The sequence below is a fragment of the Cribrihabitans marinus genome (assembly GCF_900109035.1).
Taxonomy (GTDB): domain Bacteria; phylum Pseudomonadota; class Alphaproteobacteria; order Rhodobacterales; family Rhodobacteraceae; genus Cribrihabitans; species Cribrihabitans marinus.
Window position 1 is genome coordinate 141,002 of the sequence record NZ_FNYD01000003.1, and the last position, 19,551, is coordinate 160,552.

19 protein-coding genes are annotated in these 19,551 nt (G+C 68.4%); 11 read left to right on the plus strand and 8 right to left on the minus strand.

Annotated features, from left to right (window positions below; translation table 11 throughout):
* Positions 1-73: 73 nt before the first annotated feature.
* Positions 74-1,003 (minus strand): hydrogen peroxide-inducible genes activator, encoded by a 930-nt coding sequence (locus BMX57_RS05685; RefSeq protein ID WP_092363455.1) that lies wholly within the window; start codon positions 1,001-1,003, stop codon positions 74-76.
* Between the two features lie 131 nt (positions 1,004-1,134).
* On the opposite strand from BMX57_RS05685, the gene BMX57_RS05690 reads away from it, so the two are divergent.
* Both BMX57_RS05690 and BMX57_RS05695 read left to right on the plus strand, forming a co-directional pair.
* Positions 1,135-1,380, plus strand: a complete 246-nt coding sequence (locus BMX57_RS05690) for a YdcH family protein (RefSeq protein ID WP_092363458.1) — start codon at positions 1,135-1,137, stop codon at positions 1,378-1,380.
* Between the two features lie 26 nt (positions 1,381-1,406).
* Positions 1,407-1,589, plus strand: coding sequence for a hypothetical protein (locus tag BMX57_RS05695; RefSeq protein ID WP_092363461.1), 183 nt, complete (start codon positions 1,407-1,409; stop codon positions 1,587-1,589).
* A gap of 74 nt (positions 1,590-1,663) precedes the next feature.
* Here the strand turns inward: BMX57_RS05695 and BMX57_RS05700 are convergent, their stop codons facing one another.
* The gene (locus BMX57_RS05700) at positions 1,664-2,854 is read right to left on the minus strand and encodes a phosphoglycerate kinase (protein ID WP_092363464.1); all 1,191 of its coding nucleotides are present in this window, start codon (positions 2,852-2,854) and stop codon (positions 1,664-1,666) included.
* Positions 2,855-2,987: 133 nt separating this feature from the next.
* Here BMX57_RS05700 and BMX57_RS05705 point away from each other — a divergent pair, with 133 nt between their 5' ends.
* The 3 genes from BMX57_RS05705 (at position 2,988) to BMX57_RS05715 (ending at position 5,295) form a co-directional block, all read left to right on the plus strand.
* Positions 2,988-3,494, plus strand: coding sequence for a peptidylprolyl isomerase (locus tag BMX57_RS05705; protein ID WP_092363466.1), 507 nt, complete (start codon positions 2,988-2,990; stop codon positions 3,492-3,494).
* A complete protein-coding gene (locus tag BMX57_RS05710; RefSeq protein ID WP_092363469.1) occupies positions 3,487-4,035 on the plus strand; it encodes a peptidylprolyl isomerase in 549 nt (182 codons plus the stop codon). The genes BMX57_RS05705 and BMX57_RS05710 overlap by 8 nt, the downstream gene beginning before the upstream one ends.
* Before the next feature lie 297 nt (positions 4,036-4,332).
* Positions 4,333-5,295 carry a DUF3179 domain-containing protein gene (locus BMX57_RS05715; protein ID WP_092363472.1) on the plus strand — a complete coding sequence of 321 codons (963 nt, stop codon included), beginning with the start codon at positions 4,333-4,335 and terminating at the stop codon, positions 5,293-5,295.
* A gap of 13 nt (positions 5,296-5,308) precedes the next feature.
* Here the strand turns inward: BMX57_RS05715 and aqpZ are convergent, their stop codons facing one another.
* The 5 genes from aqpZ to BMX57_RS05740 all read right to left on the minus strand — a co-directional run bounded on the left by aqpZ (position 5,309) and on the right by BMX57_RS05740 (position 9,496).
* Positions 5,309-5,998 carry an aquaporin Z gene (gene aqpZ / locus BMX57_RS05720; RefSeq protein ID WP_092363475.1) on the minus strand — a complete coding sequence of 230 codons (690 nt, stop codon included), beginning with the start codon at positions 5,996-5,998 and terminating at the stop codon, positions 5,309-5,311.
* A 162-nt stretch (positions 5,999-6,160) separates the two neighbouring features.
* Positions 6,161-6,676, minus strand: a complete 516-nt coding sequence (locus BMX57_RS05725) for a bactofilin family protein (RefSeq protein WP_092363478.1) — start codon at positions 6,674-6,676, stop codon at positions 6,161-6,163.
* The gene (locus BMX57_RS05730) at positions 6,666-7,994 is read right to left on the minus strand and encodes a M23 family metallopeptidase (protein ID WP_092363481.1); all 1,329 of its coding nucleotides are present in this window, start codon (positions 7,992-7,994) and stop codon (positions 6,666-6,668) included. Before BMX57_RS05730 ends, BMX57_RS05725 begins: the two co-directional genes overlap by 11 nt.
* A gap of 213 nt (positions 7,995-8,207) precedes the next feature.
* Complete coding sequence (locus tag BMX57_RS05735) at positions 8,208-9,017, minus strand: ferritin-like domain-containing protein (protein ID WP_092364328.1); 810 nt, start codon at positions 9,015-9,017, stop codon at positions 8,208-8,210.
* 17 nt (positions 9,018-9,034) lie between these two features.
* Positions 9,035-9,496, minus strand: coding sequence for a peroxiredoxin (locus BMX57_RS05740; protein WP_092363484.1), 462 nt, complete (start codon positions 9,494-9,496; stop codon positions 9,035-9,037).
* Positions 9,497-9,555: 59 nt separating this feature from the next.
* On the opposite strand from BMX57_RS05740, the gene BMX57_RS05745 reads away from it, so the two are divergent.
* From BMX57_RS05745 to BMX57_RS05760, 4 genes are all read left to right on the plus strand, one after another.
* Positions 9,556-12,960, plus strand: coding sequence for a YhdP family protein (locus BMX57_RS05745; protein WP_092363487.1), 3,405 nt, complete (start codon positions 9,556-9,558; stop codon positions 12,958-12,960).
* Positions 12,961-13,008: 48 nt separating this feature from the next.
* Complete coding sequence (gene queA / locus BMX57_RS05750) at positions 13,009-14,094, plus strand: tRNA preQ1(34) S-adenosylmethionine ribosyltransferase-isomerase QueA (RefSeq protein ID WP_092363490.1); 1,086 nt, start codon at positions 13,009-13,011, stop codon at positions 14,092-14,094.
* A gap of 72 nt (positions 14,095-14,166) precedes the next feature.
* Positions 14,167-15,429, plus strand: a complete 1,263-nt coding sequence (locus BMX57_RS05755; RefSeq protein ID WP_092363493.1) for an MFS transporter — start codon at positions 14,167-14,169, stop codon at positions 15,427-15,429.
* A gap of 261 nt (positions 15,430-15,690) precedes the next feature.
* A complete protein-coding gene (locus tag BMX57_RS05760; protein ID WP_092363496.1) occupies positions 15,691-16,269 on the plus strand; it encodes a DUF924 family protein in 579 nt (192 codons plus the stop codon).
* Here BMX57_RS05760 and BMX57_RS05765 read toward each other — a convergent pair.
* Positions 16,266-16,682 (minus strand): hypothetical protein, encoded by a 417-nt coding sequence (locus tag BMX57_RS05765; RefSeq protein ID WP_092363499.1) that lies wholly within the window; start codon positions 16,680-16,682, stop codon positions 16,266-16,268. The genes BMX57_RS05760 and BMX57_RS05765 overlap by 4 nt on opposite strands.
* A 142-nt stretch (positions 16,683-16,824) precedes the next feature.
* Between BMX57_RS05765 and lpdA the strand changes: the two genes are divergently transcribed.
* Both lpdA and BMX57_RS05775 read left to right on the plus strand, forming a co-directional pair.
* Complete coding sequence (gene lpdA, locus BMX57_RS05770; protein WP_092363502.1) at positions 16,825-18,219, plus strand: dihydrolipoyl dehydrogenase; 1,395 nt, start codon at positions 16,825-16,827, stop codon at positions 18,217-18,219.
* Between the two features lie 96 nt (positions 18,220-18,315).
* Positions 18,316-19,479: an MFS transporter gene (locus BMX57_RS05775; RefSeq protein ID WP_092363505.1), complete on the plus strand. Its 1,164-nt coding sequence runs from the start codon at positions 18,316-18,318 to the stop codon at positions 19,477-19,479.
* Positions 19,480-19,551 lie beyond the last annotated feature (72 nt).

Genomic DNA, 19,551 nt, shown 5'->3' on the forward strand with positions numbered 1-19,551 from the left:
CGCCCTGTGAATCCCCGTTTTTGCCGCCGGCATGTTTTTTCCGCACCGGGTGGTTTTTCAGGCGTGACGCCGCTCAGCCCTGCGCGATCACCACGCCGGCGAACTCCTCGCGCACGACCGCGCCGATCAGCGCGGCGAAATCCGCAAACGCGCGCGGCGTGCCGCTGGCCGCGCGCCAGGCCAGGCCGATGCTGCGGTGCATCCCGCGCAGGGGCATCACCGAGACATCGCCGCCACGCGCCTCGACCTCGGAGCGCACGTAAAGCCCCGGCAGCAGCGTCACCCCCATGTTCATCGACACCATCTGGCGCAGCGCGTCCAGGCTGGTGCCCTCGAAATCCGAGCGCAGGACCGCGCCGGTCTCGTCGCACAGATCGGCGACCTGCCGGTGCAGCGTATAGGCCGGGCCGAGGCTGAGCATCGGCAGGCCGCGCAGGTCGGCCCGGTCGATCCGTTTCGATCCGGCCAGCGGGTGCCCGGGTGCGACCGCAAGATGCAGCGGCTCGCGAAAGAGCGGCTGCACGCGAAAGCTGTCGCCGCGCACCGGCAGGTGGGTCAGAACCATGTCATGCGCGCCCGCCGCCAGGTCCTCGATCAGCTCGCGCGGGGCACCGTCGCGCACCACAAGCCGCAACTCGGGATGCGCCGCGTGCAGGCGCTGCAACACCCGCGGCAAAAGGTAGGGGCCGATCGTGGGCGTCGAGCCCAGCCGAAGGGTGCCGCGCAACCCGCCGCGCAGGGGGCTGGCCTGTTGCGCCAGGGCCTCGACCTCGCGCAGGACGCGCTCGGCCTGGGCCGCCGCGTCGCGCCCCTCGGGCGTCAGGATCAGCCCGTTGCGGTGACGCTCGACCAGGCGCTGGCCCAGCGTCTCTTCCAGCGCGCTGATCTGCAGGCTGAGCGAGGGCTGGCTGATGCCGAGCTGCCGGGCCGCGCGCCGGTACTGCCCGGCTCGCGCCAGCGTGTCGAAATATCGGATCTGGCGCAGCGTGATCTCGGCGGACATGGCGGGTGGCTCCGGGCGGTAAATAGGAAAATCCTATCTATAATCGTCGTTCCATTGCCTCGTTTAAAGGGCAGACTGGCCCATATTCTTCGTGACAAGCCAACCACCACGTGACCCCGACAGGAGGAACAATGCCCGAGAGCCCGCGTATCAAGTTGTTTTCGCTCAAGGTCCGCACCGCCACGCTGCGCCAGCGTCAGATCGAACTCAAGGCGCGGATTATGGAGGAATTGAAACGTCCTGCGCCGTGCAGCACCACGTTGCAGGGGCTCAAACGCCGCAAGCTGCGGATCAAGGACGATCTGGCCCGGCACGAGGGGATCCTGCGCACGCTGGAATCGATGGGCGGGCGGCGTCAGCCGATGGATGTCGCCTGAATTTCAGCGCGTAGAAGGAGGACAGAATGTTCGATATGGTCTTTCGAACCACCGGGCTGCGCTGGATGCACAGCACGGATCTCGATGACATGGCCGAGGCTGTTCTGGACGGCGACCACCGTCGCACGTCCGGACCCGGCAAGACTGACCGGATTGGTGCCGCTTCCGGCAAGGGCCGGGACGATCGAGACCGTCCCGCGCGGCGCTGACAGGTCCCGACGCGGAATAACCCCGCCCTCGAAAGGCCGCACAGACGGTGCCGCGACGTGGACCGGGCCCGGTGTCAGCCGTTCAATGCGGCGACGCCGGGCAATTCCTTGCCTTCCATCCACTCCAGGAACGCGCCGCCGGCGGTCGAGATATAGGAAAAGTCGTCCGCCACCCCGGCCTGGTTGAGCGCGGCGACCGTATCGCCGCCGCCGGCCACGCTGATCAGGCGCTTGGCCCGGGTCAGTTCGGCGGCCTTGCGCGCGGCGGCATTGGTCGCCGTGTCGAAGGGCGGGATCTCGAAGGCGCCCATCGGCCCGTTCCAGATCAGTGTTTTCGCACCCTCCAGAACAGCGGCCACGCGCGCCACCGTCTCGGGCCCGGCATCCAGGATCATCGCGTCGGAGGGGCAGGCATCGGCGGCGACGGTCTCGCTCGGGGCGCCGGCCCTGAACTCCCGCGCCACCACCACGTCCGAGGGCAGCAGGATGGTGCAACCCGCCGCCACGGCCTTGTCCATGATCTCGCGCGCGGTCTCCGCCAGCTCGTGCTCGCAGAGCGACTTGCCCACGTCGATGCCCTGCGCGGCCAGGAACGTGTTGGCCATGCCGCCACCGATCACCAGGTGATCCACCCTGGCCACCAGGTTGCCGAGCAGGTCCAGCTTGGTCGAGACCTTGGCGCCGCCCACGACCGCGACGACCGGGCGTTCGGGTTGGCCCAAGGCGGCCTCCAGCGCCGAAAGCTCGGCCTGCATCAGCCGCCCGGCGCAGGCCGGCAGCAACCGCGCCAGCGCCTCGGTCGAGGCATGGGCCCGGTGTGCGGCGGAAAACGCGTCATTGCAGTAGATGTCGCCCAGCTGGCTCCACTCGGTGGCCAGTTCGATGTCGTTCTTCTCCTCGCCGGGATAGAACCGCGTGTTCTCCAACAGCAGCACCGCGCCCTCGGCGAGGCTCGCCTCGGCCGCCTGCGCGGCGGGCCCACGGTTGTCGGCACAGAAGGCGACCGTGGCGCCCAGCACCTGTTCCAGCGCGGGCACCAGCGGGCGCAGCGACATCTCGGGCACGAACTGCCCCTTGGGGCGGCCGAAATGCGCCAGCAGGATCGGCTTGCCGCCGGCCTTCAGGATGTCGGTAATGGTCGGCTCGATCCGCCGGATGCGGGTGTCGTCGGTGACGCGCCCGTCCTCGACCGGCACGTTGATGTCCACGCGCACCAGCACACGCTTGCCCGCCAGATCCATGTCGTCGAGTGTCTTCCAGCTCATCTTCCGATCCCCTGTCGTTAGCGCCATCAATCGTGCACTTGCCCCGGAATCCGCCGCCCCGTCAATGCGTCACTTGGCTTTGCCCGCGCGGGCGCTTAGGTATGCGCGCAACAGCCAATGACAGGAGGGCCCGATGGCCGAAATCAAGGATCCCGAAAACACCATCCTCATGGAGCTCAAGGACGGCACCGTCACCATCGAGCTGCTGCCGGATGTCGCGCCCAAGCATTGCGAGCGGATGAAGGAACTGGCGCGGTCGGGCGAATACGACAACGTGGCCTTCCATAGAGTGATCGACGGCTTCATGGCCCAGACCGGCGACGTGCAGCATGGCGACATGGAAGACGGGTTCAACATCCGCATGGCGGGCACCGGCGGCTCCTCGCTGCCGAACCTGCCGGCGGAGTTCTCCAAGCTGCCGCATGACCGCGGCACGCTGGGCGCCGCGCGCTCGGCCAATCCCGACAGCGCCAATTCGCAGTTCTTCATCAATTTCAAGGACAACCACTTCCTCAACGGCCAGTATACCGTTTATGGCCGGGTTATCGAGGGGATGGAGCATGTCGATGCCATCACCAAGGGCGAGCCGCCGGCCGAGCCCGACCGCATGGTCAGCGTCAAGGTGGCCGCCGATGCGTAAACTGGCGATCGCATTCACCCTGCTGGCCGGTCCCGCGCTTGCGACCGGCCTGGAGATCGAGATCGAGGGCGAGGGCGCCAACGGCACCATCACTATCGACCTGCTGGAAGACGTGGCCCCCAACCATGTCGAGCAGATCACCGCCCTGGCGGCCGAGGGCGCCTATGACGGCGTGGTGTTCCACCGCGTCATCGACGGGTTCATGGCCCAGACCGGCGACGTGCAGTTCGGCAAGCTGGGCGGCGACATGCGCCAGGCCGGTCGCGGCGGCTCGGACAAGCCCGACCTGGCCGCCGAGTTCTCGGACGAGGCGTTCGAACGCGGCGTGGTCGGCATGGCCCGCGCGCAGGATCCCGACAGCGCCAACTCGCAATTCTTCATCATGTTCGAACCGGGCCCGTTCCTGAACGGCCAATACACCGTCGTCGGCAAGGTGACCGACGGCATGGACGTGGTCGACGCCATCAAGCGCGGCGAGGGCCCCAACGGCGCGGTGATCGGCCAGCCCGACGTGATGAAAACGGTGACCGTCACCGAATAACCGTGACCGCGCGGCCGGGCTCGTCTGGTGACAGCCACCGATCAGCCCGGCTTTCCTCTCGCTGGAAATACCTTGGGGGGTCGCCATTGGCGCGCCATTGGTTCGAGCGACAATGGCGACGGGGCAAAGCCCCCCGACCGGTCGCCGCCACAGGCGGCGACCCATCGCCCGGAGCCGCGCGCGACCCGCAAGCAATCGTTCTCTCGGGTCGTTGAACTCCCTTCACAAGCCCGTGGCGGGGGCTGGGCAACCGGACCGGCCATCGGTCAGGATGGGATCACCCCCAGGAGGTGATCCATGCGCATCCTCGCTCTCCTACTCACGCTGCTTGCAGCAACCGCGCTGGCCGCGCAACCCGAGCAATGGCGGTCGGAATGGCCGGAAACCGACTTTGCGAAAACCAGCATCACCAACTGGTCCGAGATCCGCTCGGGCGGGCCGCCCAGGGACGGCATCCCGGCGCTGAGCGATCCGAAATTCCTGCGCGCGGCCGATGCCCGGCGCATCGAGGGGCGCGAGCCGGTCATCACCGTCGAGATCGGTGAGGCCACGCCGCGGGCCTACCCGATCCGCTACCTGATCTGGCACGAGATCGTGAACGACACCGTGGGCGGCGTGCCGGTGGCGGTGACCTATTGCCCGCTGTGCAACTCGGCCATCACCTTCGACCGGCGCACCCGCGCCGGGGAGCTGACCTTCGGCGTGACCGGCAAGCTGCGCCATTCGGACATGGTGATGTTCGACCGCCAGACCGAGAGCTGGTGGCAGCAGGCACTCGGACAAGCCGTCGTCGGCAAGCTGACCGGCACGACGCTCAAGACCCTGCCCAGCTGGATGGAAAGCTGGGACCAGTTCCGCGCCCGCAACCCGCAGGGCCTGGTGATGGCCGAGCCGCCGCACAATCGCAACTATGGCAGCAATCCCTATCGCGGCTACGACACGGCGCGGCGGCCGTTTCTCTATTCCGGCGAGGATCCGCCGCACGGCATTTCACCGCTGATGCGGGTGGTGCGCGTGGGCGACCGCGCCTGGCCGCTGTCGCGGCTGAGCGACGCGGGCGAGATCACCGAGGCCGGGGTCACGATCAGCTGGGCGCCGGGCCAGGCCTCGGCGCTGGATTCGGGCCGCATCGCCAAGGGCCGCGACATCGGGTCGATCCGGGTCCGCGACGGGCGAGGGCGCGACGTGGCGCATGACCTGATGTTCGCCTTCGCCTTCCACGCCTTCTGGCCCGACGGGCGCTGGATGCTGGGCCGCTGAAAGGCCCGCACGGTCAGTCGTCGTCGGCCACCGCTTTCCACAGCAACCCGCCCAGCGCGCCGCCGATCAGCGGTGCGACCCAGAACAGCCACAGCTGCGCCAGCGCCGGCGCGTCGGCGAACAGCGCCATGCCGGTGGAGCGCGCGGGGTTGACCGACGTGTTGGTGATCGGGATCGACACAAGGTGGATCAGCGTCAGCGCCAGACCGATGGCGATCGGGGCAAAGCCCGGCGGTGCGCCCCTGGATGTCGCGCCGAGAATGATGAAGATGAAGAAGGCGGTCAGCACGATCTCGGCCACCAGGGCTGCCGCCATCGAATACCCGCCCGGAGACGCCGCGCCGTACCCGTTCGAGGCGAACCCGCCGACGCCCTCGAATTCCGGCCCGCCGGACACCATGATGTAGAGCACAAGCGCCGCGACAATGCCGCCCAGCACCTGCGCGATCCAGTAGGGGATCAGGTCCTTGCCCTCGAACTTTCCCGCCAGCATCAGGCCCAGGCTGACGGCGGGGTTGAAATGCCCGCCCGAGATATGGCCGACCGCATAGGCCATCGTCAGGACCGTCAGGCCGAAGGCCAGGCTGACGCCCAGCCAGCCGATCCCGACATTGGCGACCGAAGCGGCGAAGATGGCGCTGCCACAGCCCCCGAACACCAGCCAGAACGTGCCGAGAAACTCGGCGGAGAGTCTTTGAACCATCTTGGGATCCTCCCGATTTCACCCTGACGCCGAGTTTACGCGCGACTCCGGGTATTTGGGAAATTTTTTGCCCCCAGCAACGAGGGGTCTCGGCCCGGTCAAACGAAAACCGCCGCCCGGTGCGGGGCCGGCGGCGGTTTCGACATTCGGTCGGGCGTGGGCTCAGGCGTTCTCGGCCTTGGGCGCCACGGCCGGGTTCGCGCCCGAGCGGGTCGCGTTGCCGGGGTTCAGCGGATCGTCCTGGCGCTGCACCGAGCCTTCGAAATGCGCGCCGCTCTCGATGGCGATGGTCTTGTGGATGATGTCGCCCTCGACCCGCGCGGTCGATGTCAGGCGGACCTTGAGGCCGCGCACGCGGCCGACGATGCGCCCGTTGATCACCACGTCATCGGCGGTCACCTCGCCCTTGATCGTGGCCGATTCACCGATCGTCAGCAGATGCGCGCGGATGTCGCCCTCGACGGTGCCCTCGACCTGGATATCGCCCGAGGTCTTGAGGTTGCCGGTGATGTGCAGGTCGGTGGACAGAATCGATGCCGGCGGCTTGGCCTTCGGGGCCGAGGGCTTGCTGTCGCTCTTCGGGGCGGGGCTCGACGCCGCAGGAGCCGCGGGCGCGTCGGGCTTGGCCGGCTCGGGCGCCTTGGATGCGGGCTCGTTGATTTTGCTCTTAGAAAACATTTCGTGCAGCCTTGATGTAGGTCATGGGGTTAACAGGTCTTCCGTCTACCCGCACCTCATAGTGCAGATGCGTTCCGGTCGACCGTCCGGTGCTACCCATATCAGCAATATGTTCCCCGCGCGAGACCCTTTGACCGACCTTCACGCGCAGCTTGGAATTGTGCGCATAAAACGTCTCGATACCGAAGGCGTGGCGGATCTTGACCAGCCGGCCAAAGCCCGATTGCCAACCGGCATGGGTGACGACGCCATCGGCGGTGGCGAAGATGTCGGTGCCCTGCGACGCTGCGAAATCGGTGCCGTTGTGCATCCTGCGACCGCCGGTCTTGGGGTCACGGCGATTGCCGTAGCCGCTGGTGAAACGGAAGGCGGATTTCACCGGCACGGCAAAGGGCGCCTTCTCGGCGGCGATCCGGTAGAGGTTCAGCTGGTCCATCTGCTGCAAGAGCCGGTTGGCGCGGATCTCGTCGGCCGAGGGTTCCTCGCCGCGGGTGCTGAAGGACAGCGGCGTCAGCGGGCCGCCCTGGCCGCTGTAGCCGCTTCGCACCTGATCGAGGATGCGGTCGGGCGCCATGCCGGCCTGGCGGAACATCTTGTCCAGCGGCTCGACCGAGACGGTCATCGCCTCTTCCAGCTGGCGGAAGATCTGGTCGTTCTTCTCGCGCATCAGCTCGATTTCCAGTTCCAGCTCGTCGCGCTGGTCCAGCGCCGCCCTCGCGTCGGCGATCACCAGATCACGCTCGCGCGCGGTGCGCTCCAGCGCCATCGACAGGAAATCCGTCTGCACCGGTGCCACGGCCGCGACCAGGTGGTCGGCCTGGCCGTTCTCGGTGTCGTGCTTGAGCTGCGCATAGGCCGCGCGGGCCAGTTCCCGCTCGCGCATGGTTTCGCGCAGGGTGGTCTGGATCACCTCGATCCCGGTCTCCAGCTCGCGCCGGCGGGTTTCGGATTCCAGCAGTTCCGACTGCATCACCGAGATCTGTGCCAGCGCCGCGTTGAACCGCTGCTGCGCCGCCAGCGCCTCTTCGGCGCGGGCGTCGCGTTCGAAGGCCAGCGCGTTCAGACGCGCCTGGTAGGTCATCTGGTCGCGCTTGGCCTGCTCGCGGAAATTGCCCGATCCGATGCTGTCCATCAGCAGGATCGCGGTCGCCACGATGGTCCAGGCCACCACCAGCGCAACGCCGGAATAGGCCAGCACCTGCGTCTCGGGTCGCAATCGGATGAATTTGGTGTCGGAGTCGGATTTCAGGAAAACCCTGCGTTCCGGGAAATGCCGTTCCAGAAACGCATGAATCTTGATCGCCAGACGAGTTCGCACGCGCTGTCCCTTAGGTCGTTGTCACATCCAGAAGGCCGATCGGGCCGGAGCCCGAAAGCTTGGCCGTTTGCATACTAGCGCTGCGGCCGCCGGGCAAGTTTGTTGACCAAGAGCGTCGAATTCGTCGCGGTTCAGGCCCCGAATGCGCAAGATCTTGCCGATGACGTAGGGTCCGTGTCCTCTCTGCAACGGTCCGGAGCGCGCTGACGTCGCTCAACCACCGGGTGATTGCTGCCCCTCGGCAAGCGGCCAGTAGAAATCCGGCGGCAATCCCGCCTCGGCGCGTTTCTCCTCATTGAAGGGCGGCTTGAGCGGGCCGTGGAAATAGCGCCGCACCAGGTCGTGGAACACCTCCTTGGGGTCGCAATCCACGCGGCCGCAAAGGAAGTGGAACCATTTCGAGCCATAGGCGACATGGGCGACCTCTTCGGCATAGATCACCTCGAGCGCGGCCACCGCGCCGGCCGCACCGGCCTTGCGGAAGATCTCGATCATGCCTGGCGTCACGTCCAGGCCGCGCGCCTCCAGCACCATCGGCACCACGGCCAGCCGGCCCATCAGGTCGTCGGCGGTGTCCTCGGCGGCGCGCCACATGCCGGCATGGGCGGGCAGGGCGCCGTAGTGGCTGCCCATCGCCTCCAGGCAATCGCAGACCAGGCCGAAATGCTTGGATTCCTCGTCGGCGCATTTGACCCAGTCGTCGTAGAACCCGATCGGCATCGGCACATGGCCGAACCGCGCGATGATGTCCCAGTGCAGGTCGACCGCGTTCAGCTCGATATGCGCCACCGCATGCAGCAGCGCGATGCGCCCGGCGGGCGATCCGGGCCGGCGCCGCGGCACGTCGCGCGGGCTGAGCAGTTCGGGCCGGTCGGGGCGCGCGGGGTGCGACGGCGGGGCGGCCTGGCCCACGGCGATCGGTTCGCCCTTGCCGGCGCGGGTCGCGAACCAGGCGGCGGCATGGGCGCGCGACAGCGCGCACTTGGCGCGGCCATCGGCGGTGTTCAGCACCTCGGTAGCCATCTCGGCCAGTGTCGCGCTCACAGCGCGCGCACCGCGTCCAGCACCTCGTCGACATGGCCCGGCACCTTGACCTTGCGCCAGACCCGCGCGATGCGCCCCTCGGCGTCGATCACGAAGGTCGACCGCTCGATCCCCATCGACTTGCGGCCATACATGTTCTTCTCGACCCAGACGCCATAGCGCTCGCAGGTGTCGCCCTCGGCATCCGACAGCATCGTCGTGGTCAGCCCGTGCTTGGCGACGAACTTGTCATGCTTGGCGACCGTGTCCTTCGAGATCCCCAGCACCGCCGCGCCCGCCTCGGCAAAGGCTTGCAGGTTCTCGGAAAAGCCGATGGATTCCTTGGTGCAGCCCGGGGTATCATCGCGGGGATAGAAGAACAGGACGACGGGTTGGCCGCGCAGGTCGGACAGGGTGATCGTGCCGCCGCCGTCGCGGGGCAGGCTGAAATCCGGGGCGGGATCGGAAACGTCGGGCATATGTGCTCCTGCAGGTTTCGGGTTTCGGTCGGGGCGCATCATAGGGCGCGGCGGAGAAGTTGAAAGAGAGCCAGACCAGATCGGCCGAGCACAGCCAGCGCAGGCGGGCGCGCACGCGGTTCGTCCGCCGGGTGCGGCGTCGGCGGCGGGCCGGTCGTGCCAGCCTCTGGGCGTTTCGCGGGTTTCTCTACCTGCTGGTGCTGGCCGCCTTCTCGGCGCTGATGGTCGTGGGCCAGCGCATCCATGCGCCGGATTGGCTGCGCGAACGGGTCGCCTCGCGGATCGAGCGCGGGCTGGGCGGGCTGCAGCTGGAATTCGGCGACGTGAACCTGATCGTGCACGAGGGCTGGCGGCCCCGGCTGCGGCTGAGCGACGTGGTGCTGCGTAACGCCTCAGGCCAGGAGATCGCGCGGCTGAACGACGCCAGCGCCAGCGTTGCCATGCGTCCGCTGCTGCGCGGACGGCTGCAGCCCAAGCGGATCTCGCTCAGCGGGGCGTTCGTAACCCTGCGCCGCGACGCCGATGGCAACTTCGCTTTGGCCTTTCTCGACGGTGCCTCGCCGCTGCGCGAGGCGCCCAGCCTGACCCAGTTGATCGAGCAGGCCGACGGCCTGTTCCTGCGTCCGCAATTCTCGGCACTGAGCGCGCTGCGCGTCGATTCGGTTACTCTGGCCTACGAGGATGTCGGCCAGGGCCGGACCTGGACCGCCGATGGCGGCTTCGTTCAGGCGACGATCAACGACGGATCGCTGCGGGTCTCGACCGGCTTCTCGCTGCTGGGCGGGCGCTCCTATGCCAGCACGGTCGAGGCCAATTACACCAGCCGCATCGGCCTGCCTGACGCCCGGTTCGGTATCTCGATCGAGGATCTGCCCGCCCAGGACATTGCCGCACAGGCCCCGGCGCTGGCCTGGCTCGAGGTGCTGCGCGCGCCGATCTCGGGGGCGCTGCGCGGCAGCGTGGATGGCGCGGGTGCGCTGGGTCCGGTCTCTGCCACGCTTCAGATCGGTGCCGGCGTGTTGCAGCCCAACCCCCGCACCAAGCCGATCCCGTTCTCCGACGCGCGCACCTACTTCACCCTCGATCCGGCCGCTCAGGCGCTGGACTTCAACGAGGTCGCCATCAACTCGGACTGGGGCAGCGCCCGGGGCGAGGGGCGGGCCTATCTCGACGGGGTCGAGACCGGGCGGCTGGAAACGTTGGAAGCGCAGTTCCGCCTGACCGACCTTCAGATCAATCCCGACGACCTGTTCACCGACCCGTTGGCGCTGGAGCGCGCCGAGGTGGATTTCCAGCTCAAGCTGGATCCGTTCCGCCTGCGGGTGGGGCGCATGACGGTCTGGGACGAGGACCGAACCCTGCGGCTGTCCGGTGGCCTGCTGGCGCGTGAGGATGGCTGGCAGCTGTCGGCCGAAGGCAGCATGGACCGGATCACACCGGCGCAGCTTCTGGCCTATTGGCCGCCGCGCCTGGCGCCCAAGCCGCGCGACTGGGTGACCAAGAACCTGACGGCAGCCCAGGTCAGCGACATCGATCTCGCGCTGCGACTGGAGCCGGGCCAGTCCCCGGTGATGCATGCCGATTTCGAATTCGACGAGGCCACCGTCAGGTATTCCCGCCACCTGCCGCCGCTCACCGGGGCGGCGGGCCATGCCAGCCTGCTGGACACGCGATTTACGGTCATGGCCGAGCGCGGCCGGGTGATCACCGAGAGCGGCGACGAGATCGACGCGGCGGGCAGCGCCTTCATCATCCCCGATATCGGGATCAAGAAGGCCGCGCCCGGCATCCTGCGCCTGCAGGGGGCGGGGCCGGTGCGCGGGGTGATGTCGATGCTGGACGCGCCGCCCGATCCGATTCTGACCCGCGCCAACCTGCCGGTGGATCTGGCCGAGGGGCAGGTGACGCTGACCGGAACGCTGGCGCTTCCGCTCAAAAAGCGCGTGCAGCTGGAGGATATGGAGTTCCATTTCACCGGCGCCATCGACGATGTGCGCAGCGAGGTGCTGGTGCCGGGTCACGTGGTGCGCGCGCCACGCCTGTCGGTCGCGGGCGATCAGACCGGGGTGGTGCTGGAGGGCAACGCGTTTTTCGGCGAGGTGCCGCTCAGCGCGCGCTGGCGGCAGCCGATCGGCAAGGGGCCGGCCAGCCGCAGCCGCCTGACCGGACAGATCGAGGTCGGGCCGGAGCTGCTGCAGGAGCTGAACGTTGGCCTGCCGCCCGGCATGGTGCGGGGGCGCGGTGTGGCGGAGTTGTCGGTCGGCATCGGTGGCGGCGCGCCGGTGCGCATCGAGGCCGACTCGACGCTCCAGGGACTGGTGCTGGCGGTGCCGCAGCTGGGCTGGAGCAAGCCCGCGGGCCGGGCCGGGCAGTTCAGCCTGAGCGCGCAGCCCGGCCCCGGTGGCGGCATCGAGGCGATTTCCCTGCAGGCGGCGGGCCTGCGGCTGGCCGGGTCCATCGCCCTGGCCGATGGCGGCGGTCTGGAGCGGGCGCGCCTGTCACGCCTGACGCTGGGCAACTGGCTGGACGTTCCCATCGACCTCGTGGGCCGGGCGGGCGGCGGGCTGGACATCCGCGTGCGCGGCGGCCGGCTCGACCTGCGCGGCGCGACATTCGGGCCCGGCGGCGGGGGCGGCGGCGGCCCCGCCCCGCGGATCGACGCGGCGCTGGACCGGTTGCAGATCACCGAGAGCATCGCGCTGACCGGGTTCCGCGGCCGGTTCGAGACCGCAGGCGGGCTGGGCGGGCCGTTCTCGGGGCGGGTCAACGGCCAGACCGAGGTGCAGGGCCAGGTCGTGCCGCGCGGTACGCGCAGCGCCGTTGTCATCCAGTCCGGCGATGCCGGCGGCGTGTTCCGTGCCGGCGGCATCCTGAAACAGGCACGCGGCGGCAGCCTTCGGATCACGCTGGAACCGACCGGCGCGCCGGGCTTCTTCGACGGCCAGCTGCGGGCGCGCAACACCCGCATCCAGGACGCCCCGGCCATGGCCGCGCTGCTGAACGCAGTCAGCGTCGTGGGCCTCATTGACGAGATGTCCGGCCAGGGCATCCAGTTCGCCGAGATCGACGGGCGCTTCCGCCTCAGCCCCGGCCAGATCACCATCCGCGAGGGCAGCGCGGTCGGCCCGTCCATCGGCCTGTCGCTGGACGGCACGATCGACACCGTGCGCAAGCGGCTGAACCTGCGCGGGGTGATCTCGCCGGTCTACCTGCTCAATGCCATCGGCAGCGTCCTGACCCGGCGCGGCGAGGGGATGATCGGGTTCACCTACAGGCTGACGGGCTCGACCGCCCAGCCGCAGGTCTGGGTCAACCCGCTCTCCGGCCTGGCGCCCGGCCCCCTGCGCGAGATCTTCCGCGAACCGCCGCCCGCATCCGCGCCGGGCGACCCGGCACCGCCGGAGCGGCCCGACGAGCCGGACACGCCGTCGATCCTCGACAACCGACCGGGCGAGGACCGGTAGGCGCGGCGGCACTGGCCGAATCCGCGTATCCCTCCTATAGCGCGGCACATGAAGCTGAGCGATTTCGATTTCGACCTGCCCGATGAGCTGATCGCGACCCGGCCCGCGCGCCCGCGTTCGTCGGCGCGGATGCTGGTGGCCGAGGGCGACGCGATCCATGACGCGCGGGTGACGGACCTGCCGGGCTGGCTGCGACCGGGCGACCGTCTGGTGCTGAACGACACCAAGGTCATCCCGGCCCGGCTGAATGGCACTCGCACCCGCCAGAGCGCGCAGGGCGAGGTGCGCGCCCGGATCGAGGCGACGCTGCTGGAGCCGCGCGCCGATGGCTGCTGGGCAGCGCTGGTCAAGCCGCTCAAGAAGCTGAAGCCGGGCGAGGAGATCGTGTTCTCGGACCAGCTGTCGGCGGTGCTGGACCGTGTCGAGGGCGGCCAGGCGCTGCTGCGGTTCAACCGCACGGGCGAGGATTTCGACGCCGCGCTGGCGCAGGCCGGCGCCATGCCGCTGCCGCCCTATATCGCCGGCAAGCGGCCCGCCGACGCGCGCGACAAGGACGACTACCAGACGGTCTGGGCGCGGCATGCGGGGGCCGTGGCGGCGCCGACCGCCTCGCTGCATTTCGACGACGACCTGCTGGCGGCGCTGCAGGCGCGCGGCGTGGCGTTCACCCATGTCACGCTGCATGTGGGGGCGGGCACCTTCCTGCCGGTCAAGGTCGAGGACGTGACGACCCACAGGATGCACGCCGAATGGGGCCGCGTCAGTCCGCAGGCGGCCGACGAGATCGCCGCGACCCGTGCCCGCGGCGGCCGGATCATCCCGGTCGGCACCACCGCGCTGCGCCTGATCGAAAGCGCCGCGCGCGACGGCGGGATCGCGCCGTGGGAGGGCGAGACCGACATCTTCATCTATCCCGGCTTCCAGTTTCGCGTGACAGACGCCCTGATGACCAATTTCCACCTGCCGAAATCGACGCTGCTGATGCTGGTCTCGGCGCTGATGGGGCAGGACAGGATGAAGCGGGTCTATGCCCATGCGGTCGAAGCCCGGTATCGCTTCTTTTCCTATGGCGATGCGTCGCTGTTGCTGCCCGGGCCGTCGCATGCGACACGCGCCCCGGACCGCATGTCGTAGACAAGCGCGCCCGAGGGGGCGGTGCCGTGCCACTCCCGACCCGAGGCACAAGGCCGAGATCGGAGGCAATCGATGCTACAAGTGATGTCCAGCGCCTGGGCGCTGCTGCTGGGAATGATGCTTCTGCAGGTCGGCAACGGCATGCAGGGTACGCTTCTGGGGATTCGGGGCGCGATCGAGGGGTTCTCGACCTTCTCGATGTCCATCGTGATGTCGGCCTATTTCCTGGGCTTCCTGTTCGGGTCGCAGATGGCTACCGGCATGATCCGGCGGGTCGGGCATGTGCGCGTCTTCGCGGCGCTGGCCTCGCTGATTTCGGCGGTGATGATCCTCTACCCGACCTTCACCAGCCCCTGGGCCTGGATCGTCGGCCGGGTGGTCATCGGGTTCTGCTTCTCGGGCGTCTATGTCACCGCCGAAAGCTGGCTGAACAACGCCGCCAGCAACGAGACCCGCGGCCAGGCGCTGTCGCTTTACATGATCGTGCAGATGGTGGGTATCGTCTCGGCCCAGGCGCTGATCCCGTTCGGCGATCCGGCCGGGTTCGTCCTGTTCATCATCCCCTCGGTTCTGGTGTCGCTGGCCTTTGCGCCGATCCTTCTGTCGATCAGCCCGACACCGGCCTTCGACACCGCCAAGCCCCTGCCGCTGTCCAAGCTGTTCCAGATCTCGCCCCTGGCCTGTGTCGGCATGTTCCTGCTGGGCGGCGTGTTCTCGGCGCAATTCGGCATGGCGCCGGTCTATGCCGCCGAGGAGGGGCTGAGCGTCAGCCGCATCTCGATCTTCATCTCGACTTTCTTCATCGGCGCGATGGTGCTGCAATACCCGATCGGATGGCTGTCCGACCGGATGGACCGGCGGTTGCTGGTGCTCGCCGCCGCGCTGATATGCGGTCTGGGCGCGCTGATCGGGCTGTTCCTGGGCGGCAGTTTCGCGATGCTGCTGGTGGCCGGTGTGCTGATCGGGGGGATGTCGAACCCGCTCTATTCGCTGCTGATCGCCCATGCCAACGACTATCTCGACCATGACGACATGGCCGCCGCCTCGGCGGGGATGGTGCTGTTCAACGGGCTGGGCGCGGTGGCGGGGCCGCTGATCACCGGCTGGGTGATGGGTGTGGCGGGCCCGCGCGGCTTCTTCCTGTTCGTCGCCGTCTTGATCTTCGGCCTGGCGCTCTATGCCGCGTACCGCATGACCCGGCGCCCCGGGCCGTCGGTGGACGACACCAGCGCCTATGCCACGATGTATCCCACCGCCACCGCCGTCGCGATGGAGTTCGCCCAGGAGGTCGCCATCGAGGCCGCCGAGGAACAGGAGGAGACGGCCGAGGCCTGATTTCGGCCGCAACGGTGTGGCCCTGGCACAACCATCGTTGCAAAATCGGAAACGACCGGGTGGGGCCGGCGCGGCTGGGATCCCGCCGGGAACCCCGGTTTTTTCTGTCTAAATCCGCCGCAATGGTCGGATTTCCGCCAAATTCTCACGCATATGACGGGATCGGCGGAAATTGTCGTAAATCGTGACTGTTACAATTCCGTCAAAGACCCCAAGTTGAAATCAGCCTTTGGGGGGTATTTGAAAGGTGGAGTGAGGCCGATGGTAGGTCCCGAAGATGTATTGAGTTTCTGGCTGGACGAGGTTGGTCCCGCCGGGTGGTACAAGCAGGACGACGCGCTGGACGCGACGATCCGCGACCGTTTCCAGGAAACCTGGCAGGAGGCCCGTGACGGCGGGCTGTCGCTTTGGCTGACCTATCCGAGCGGATGCCTGGCCTATGTCATCCTGACCGACCAGTTCCCGCGCAACATGTTCCGGGGCGAGGCAAAGGCGTTTTCCACCGACCGGGCCGCGCTTGCGGTGGCGAAATGCGCGGTGGACCGGCGCTGGGATCTCAGGATCGACGAACCGGCGCGGCAGTTCTTCTACATGCCGATGATGCATTCCGAGAACCTGTGCGACCAGGAACGCTGCGTGCGCCTGATGTGCGAGCGGATGCCCGACAGTCGCGACAGCAGCCTGCTGCATGCCCGCGCCCATCGCGAGGTGATCCGGCAGTTCGGCCGGTTCCCCTATCGCAACCCGGCGCTGGAGCGGTCGCATACCGCGCTGGAGGCCGCCTATGTCGATGATGGCGGCTATGGCCGGACGGTACGCGAGCTGCAGGCCGCCGGCTAGGTCGCCGGCACGCAGCCGCGGATCGCCATGACACGCTGAGCGGCCGCATCCGCGGTCGTCTCGACGGCATGGTCGATCAACCGCTCGGGCGCGCCGCTCAGCGCGTTCAGGCGTTCGGCCGTCATGTCCAGCCGCTCCTCCAGCACCGCCAGCCGCGCCTGCACCTGTTGTGAAACCGCCGGCCCATCGCCGTCGCGCAGCCCCGCCAAATCCTGGCGCAGGCCTGTCAACTCGTCCTTCGTGTCCTGAACCGTGCCGCGCAGCGGGGCCAGATCGGCCAGCTCCTCGGACAGCCGGCCAGTGACGTCGCGCGCGGTGGATGCGACCTGCCAGGCCAGGAACAGGCAGAGGGCAATGAGGATCAGGGTGGCGTTGAGCAGCGCAAGCGCGAGATCCTTCAGCGTTTTGGCCATGCCGCATCCTTTCGTTTGGTTCGGTGCCGATCCCTTCTATGCCAATCCCCGCGCCGGGAAAATCCCCGTTCGCCCGGCCATTGATGCGCGGGTCGGCGCAAGCTAAGGGTAGGAACGGTCCGTATCAGCGCCGGGGAGTGTCATGGCAGCAAGAGAGTTCGACCTGATCGTGATCGGCGCGGGACCCGGCGGTTATGTCGCCGCGATCCGGGCCGCCCAGCTGGGCCTCAAGACCTGCGTGGTCGAGCGCGAGCACCTGGGCGGGATCTGCCTGAACTGGGGCTGCATCCCGACCAAGGCGCTGCTGCGCTCCTCCGAAGTGTTCCACCTGATGCACCGCGCCAAGGAATTCGGGCTCAAGGCGACGGGGGTGGATTACGATCTCGACGCCGTGGTGGACCGGTCGCGCGGCGTGGCCAAGCAGTTGGCCGGCGGTGTCGGGCATCTGCTGAAGAAGAACAAGGTCACGGTGGTGATGGGCGCGGCGACGCTGGCCGGCAAGGGCAAGGTCGGCGTCAAGACCGACAAGGGCCGCGAGGATCTGAGCGCCAAGCACATCATCCTCGCCACCGGGGCGCGGGCGCGCGAGTTGCCGGGGCTCGAGGCGGATGGCGAACGGGTCTGGACCTACAAGCACGCGCTGAAGCCGCCGCACATGCCGAAGAAGTTGCTGGTCATCGGCTCGGGCGCCATCGGCATCGAATTCGCCAGCTTCTACAACACGCTCGGCGCGCAGACCACGGTGGTCGAGGTGATGGACCGCATCCTGCCGGTCGAGGATGCCGAGATCAGCGCCTTCGCGAAAAAGGCGTTCGAGAAGCAGAAGATGACGATCATGGAAAAGGCCATGGTCAAGAAGCTGGACAGGGCCAAGGGCAAGGTCACGGCGCATATCGAGACCGGCGGCAAGGTCGAAAAGCACGAGTTCGACACGGTGATCTCGGCCGTCGGCATCGTCGGCAATACCGAGGGGTTGGGGCTGGACGACCTGGGCGTCAAGGTCGACCGCAGCCACGTGGTGACCGACGCCTATTGCCGCACCGGCGTCGAGGGGCTCTATGCCATCGGCGACGTGGCCGGGGCGCCCTGGCTGGCGCACAAGGCCAGCCACGAGGGCGTGATGGTGGCCGAGATGATCGCCGGCCGCGACGTGCACCCGGTCAAGCCCGACAGCATCGCCGGCTGCACCTATTGCCAGCCGCAGGTGGCCAGTGTCGGCCTGACCGAGGCGCAGGCCAAGGAGGCCGGGCACAAGGTCAAGGTCGGCCGCTTCCCCTTCATCGGCAACGGCAAGGCCATTGCCCTGGGCGAGGCCGAGGGGATGATCAAGACGGTCTTCGACGCCAAGACCGGCGAGTTGCTGGGCGCGCACATGGTCGGCGCCGAGGTGACCGAGCTGATCCAGGGCTATATCGTCGGGCGCCAGCTGGAAACCACCGAGGAGGACCTGATGCACACGGTCTTCCCGCATCCGACCCTGTCCGAAATGATGCATGAAAGCGTGCTCGACGCCTATGGGCGCGCGATCCACTTCTGAGCCCGCCGCGGTCTTCCTCTTGCCGGAAATACCTCGGGGGAGTCGCCGCAGGCGACGGGGGCAGCGCCCCCGCACCCGGGTGCCGGGGCGCGGCGCATGATGCCCGAGCGCACCCGCTGGGCACTCGTGCTGCTGATCTGGGTTGCCGGCCTGGCGGCGGCGGCGCAATACGGCAAGATCAGCGTGATCTTCGACCGGATCGGCGCGTTCTACCCGCAGGCCGGCGCCTGGCTGGGCTTCACCGTGTCGATGGTCGGTGTCCTTGGGATCCTGCTGGGCGCGGTGGCGGGCGCCTTCGTGGCCGCGATGGGATATCGCCGGATGCTGCTGGCCGCGCTGTGGATCGGTGCCGCCATGTCGGCGCTGCAGGCGCTGGGCCTGCCCTTCGCCCTGTTTCTGGCGACCCGCGGGATCGAGGGCTTGTCGCATCTGGGACTGGTGGTCGCGGCGCCGACCTTGATCGCCCAGATCAGCGCCGAGCGCGACCGGGGCGCGACCCTGACGCTGTGGTCCACCTTCTTCAGCGTGGCCTTCGCGCTGCTGGCCTGGCTGGGCATCCCGCTGGTCGAACGGTTCGGGGTGACCGCGCTGTTTGCCGCCCATGCCGCTCTGATGGCCCTGCTGGCGGTGCTGCTCAGGCCGGCGCTGGCCCGCGTCCCCGCGCCGGTGCGCCAGCCGATGCCGCGCCTGCGCGACCTGCCGGCGGTGCATCGGGAGATCTACCGCTCGCCGCACATCGGCGCGCCCGCGGCGGGCTGGCTGTTCTACACCTGCTGTTTCCTGGCGGCGCTCACGCTGCTGCCGGCGCATGTGGACCCGGGCCTGCGGGCGCTGGTGGCGGGGGCGATGCCGCTGGTCAGCATCGTGGTGTCGCTGACCTTTGGCGTCTGGCTGTTGCGTCACATGCCGGCCGTGACCGTGGTCGAGATCGGCTTCGGTCTCGGCACGCTGGCGGCGGCCTGGCTCTGGCTCAGCCCGGGCGGGCCGGCGGCCAGCCTGGGCCTGGCCGCGGCGCTGGGGCTGGTGCAGGGGGCGACCTTTGCCGCGGTGCCGCAGCTCAACGCCACCGCCGCGACCCGGGCGCAGGCCAACGGCGCGCTGGCGCAGGCCGGCAACCTGGGCAACACGCTGGGCACGCCGCTTTTGCTGGCCGCGACCTCGGTGGCGGGCTATGCCGGGATGATCGCGCTGATGGCGCTGTTGCTGCTGGCGGGGCTGGCGGTGCATCGCGGCTTGGCGGGCCTGCGCCGGGTCGTGTGATGTTCCGGTAACGTTCTCTTTTTTTAGTTGGAGACTCGGGCGCGGTTCACTATGTGTTAACCGGACATGAGG

What these genes read in the sequence shown, in the direction of transcription:
- BMX57_RS05700 (WP_092363464.1), bottom strand. Translation starts at nt 2,854, where the DNA reads ATGAGCTGGAAGACACTCGACGACATGGATCTGGCGGGCAAGCGTGTG.
- BMX57_RS05710 (WP_092363469.1), top strand. Translation starts at nt 3,487, where the DNA reads ATGCGTAAACTGGCGATCGCATTCACCCTGCTGGCCGGTCCCGCGCTT.
- BMX57_RS05775 (WP_092363505.1), top strand. Translation starts at nt 18,316, where the DNA reads ATGATGCCCGAGCGCACCCGCTGGGCACTCGTGCTGCTGATCTGGGTT.
- BMX57_RS05685 (WP_092363455.1), bottom strand. Translation starts at nt 1,003, where the DNA reads ATGTCCGCCGAGATCACGCTGCGCCAGATCCGATATTTCGACACGCTG.
- BMX57_RS05725 (WP_092363478.1), bottom strand. Translation starts at nt 6,676, where the DNA reads ATGTTTTCTAAGAGCAAAATCAACGAGCCCGCATCCAAGGCGCCCGAG.
- BMX57_RS05715 (WP_092363472.1), top strand. Translation starts at nt 4,333, where the DNA reads ATGCGCATCCTCGCTCTCCTACTCACGCTGCTTGCAGCAACCGCGCTG.
- aqpZ (WP_092363475.1), bottom strand. Translation starts at nt 5,998, where the DNA reads ATGGTTCAAAGACTCTCCGCCGAGTTTCTCGGCACGTTCTGGCTGGTG.
- BMX57_RS05760 (WP_092363496.1), top strand. Translation starts at nt 15,691, where the DNA reads ATGGTAGGTCCCGAAGATGTATTGAGTTTCTGGCTGGACGAGGTTGGT.
- BMX57_RS05765 (WP_092363499.1), bottom strand. Translation starts at nt 16,682, where the DNA reads ATGGCCAAAACGCTGAAGGATCTCGCGCTTGCGCTGCTCAACGCCACC.
- BMX57_RS05695 (WP_092363461.1), top strand. Translation starts at nt 1,407, where the DNA reads ATGTTCGATATGGTCTTTCGAACCACCGGGCTGCGCTGGATGCACAGC.
- BMX57_RS05735 (WP_092364328.1), bottom strand. Translation starts at nt 9,017, where the DNA reads ATGGCTACCGAGGTGCTGAACACCGCCGATGGCCGCGCCAAGTGCGCG.
- BMX57_RS05755 (WP_092363493.1), top strand. Translation starts at nt 14,167, where the DNA reads ATGCTACAAGTGATGTCCAGCGCCTGGGCGCTGCTGCTGGGAATGATG.
- BMX57_RS05740 (WP_092363484.1), bottom strand. Translation starts at nt 9,496, where the DNA reads ATGCCCGACGTTTCCGATCCCGCCCCGGATTTCAGCCTGCCCCGCGAC.
- BMX57_RS05690 (WP_092363458.1), top strand. Translation starts at nt 1,135, where the DNA reads ATGCCCGAGAGCCCGCGTATCAAGTTGTTTTCGCTCAAGGTCCGCACC.
- lpdA (WP_092363502.1), top strand. Translation starts at nt 16,825, where the DNA reads ATGGCAGCAAGAGAGTTCGACCTGATCGTGATCGGCGCGGGACCCGGC.
- queA (WP_092363490.1), top strand. Translation starts at nt 13,009, where the DNA reads ATGAAGCTGAGCGATTTCGATTTCGACCTGCCCGATGAGCTGATCGCG.
- BMX57_RS05705 (WP_092363466.1), top strand. Translation starts at nt 2,988, where the DNA reads ATGGCCGAAATCAAGGATCCCGAAAACACCATCCTCATGGAGCTCAAG.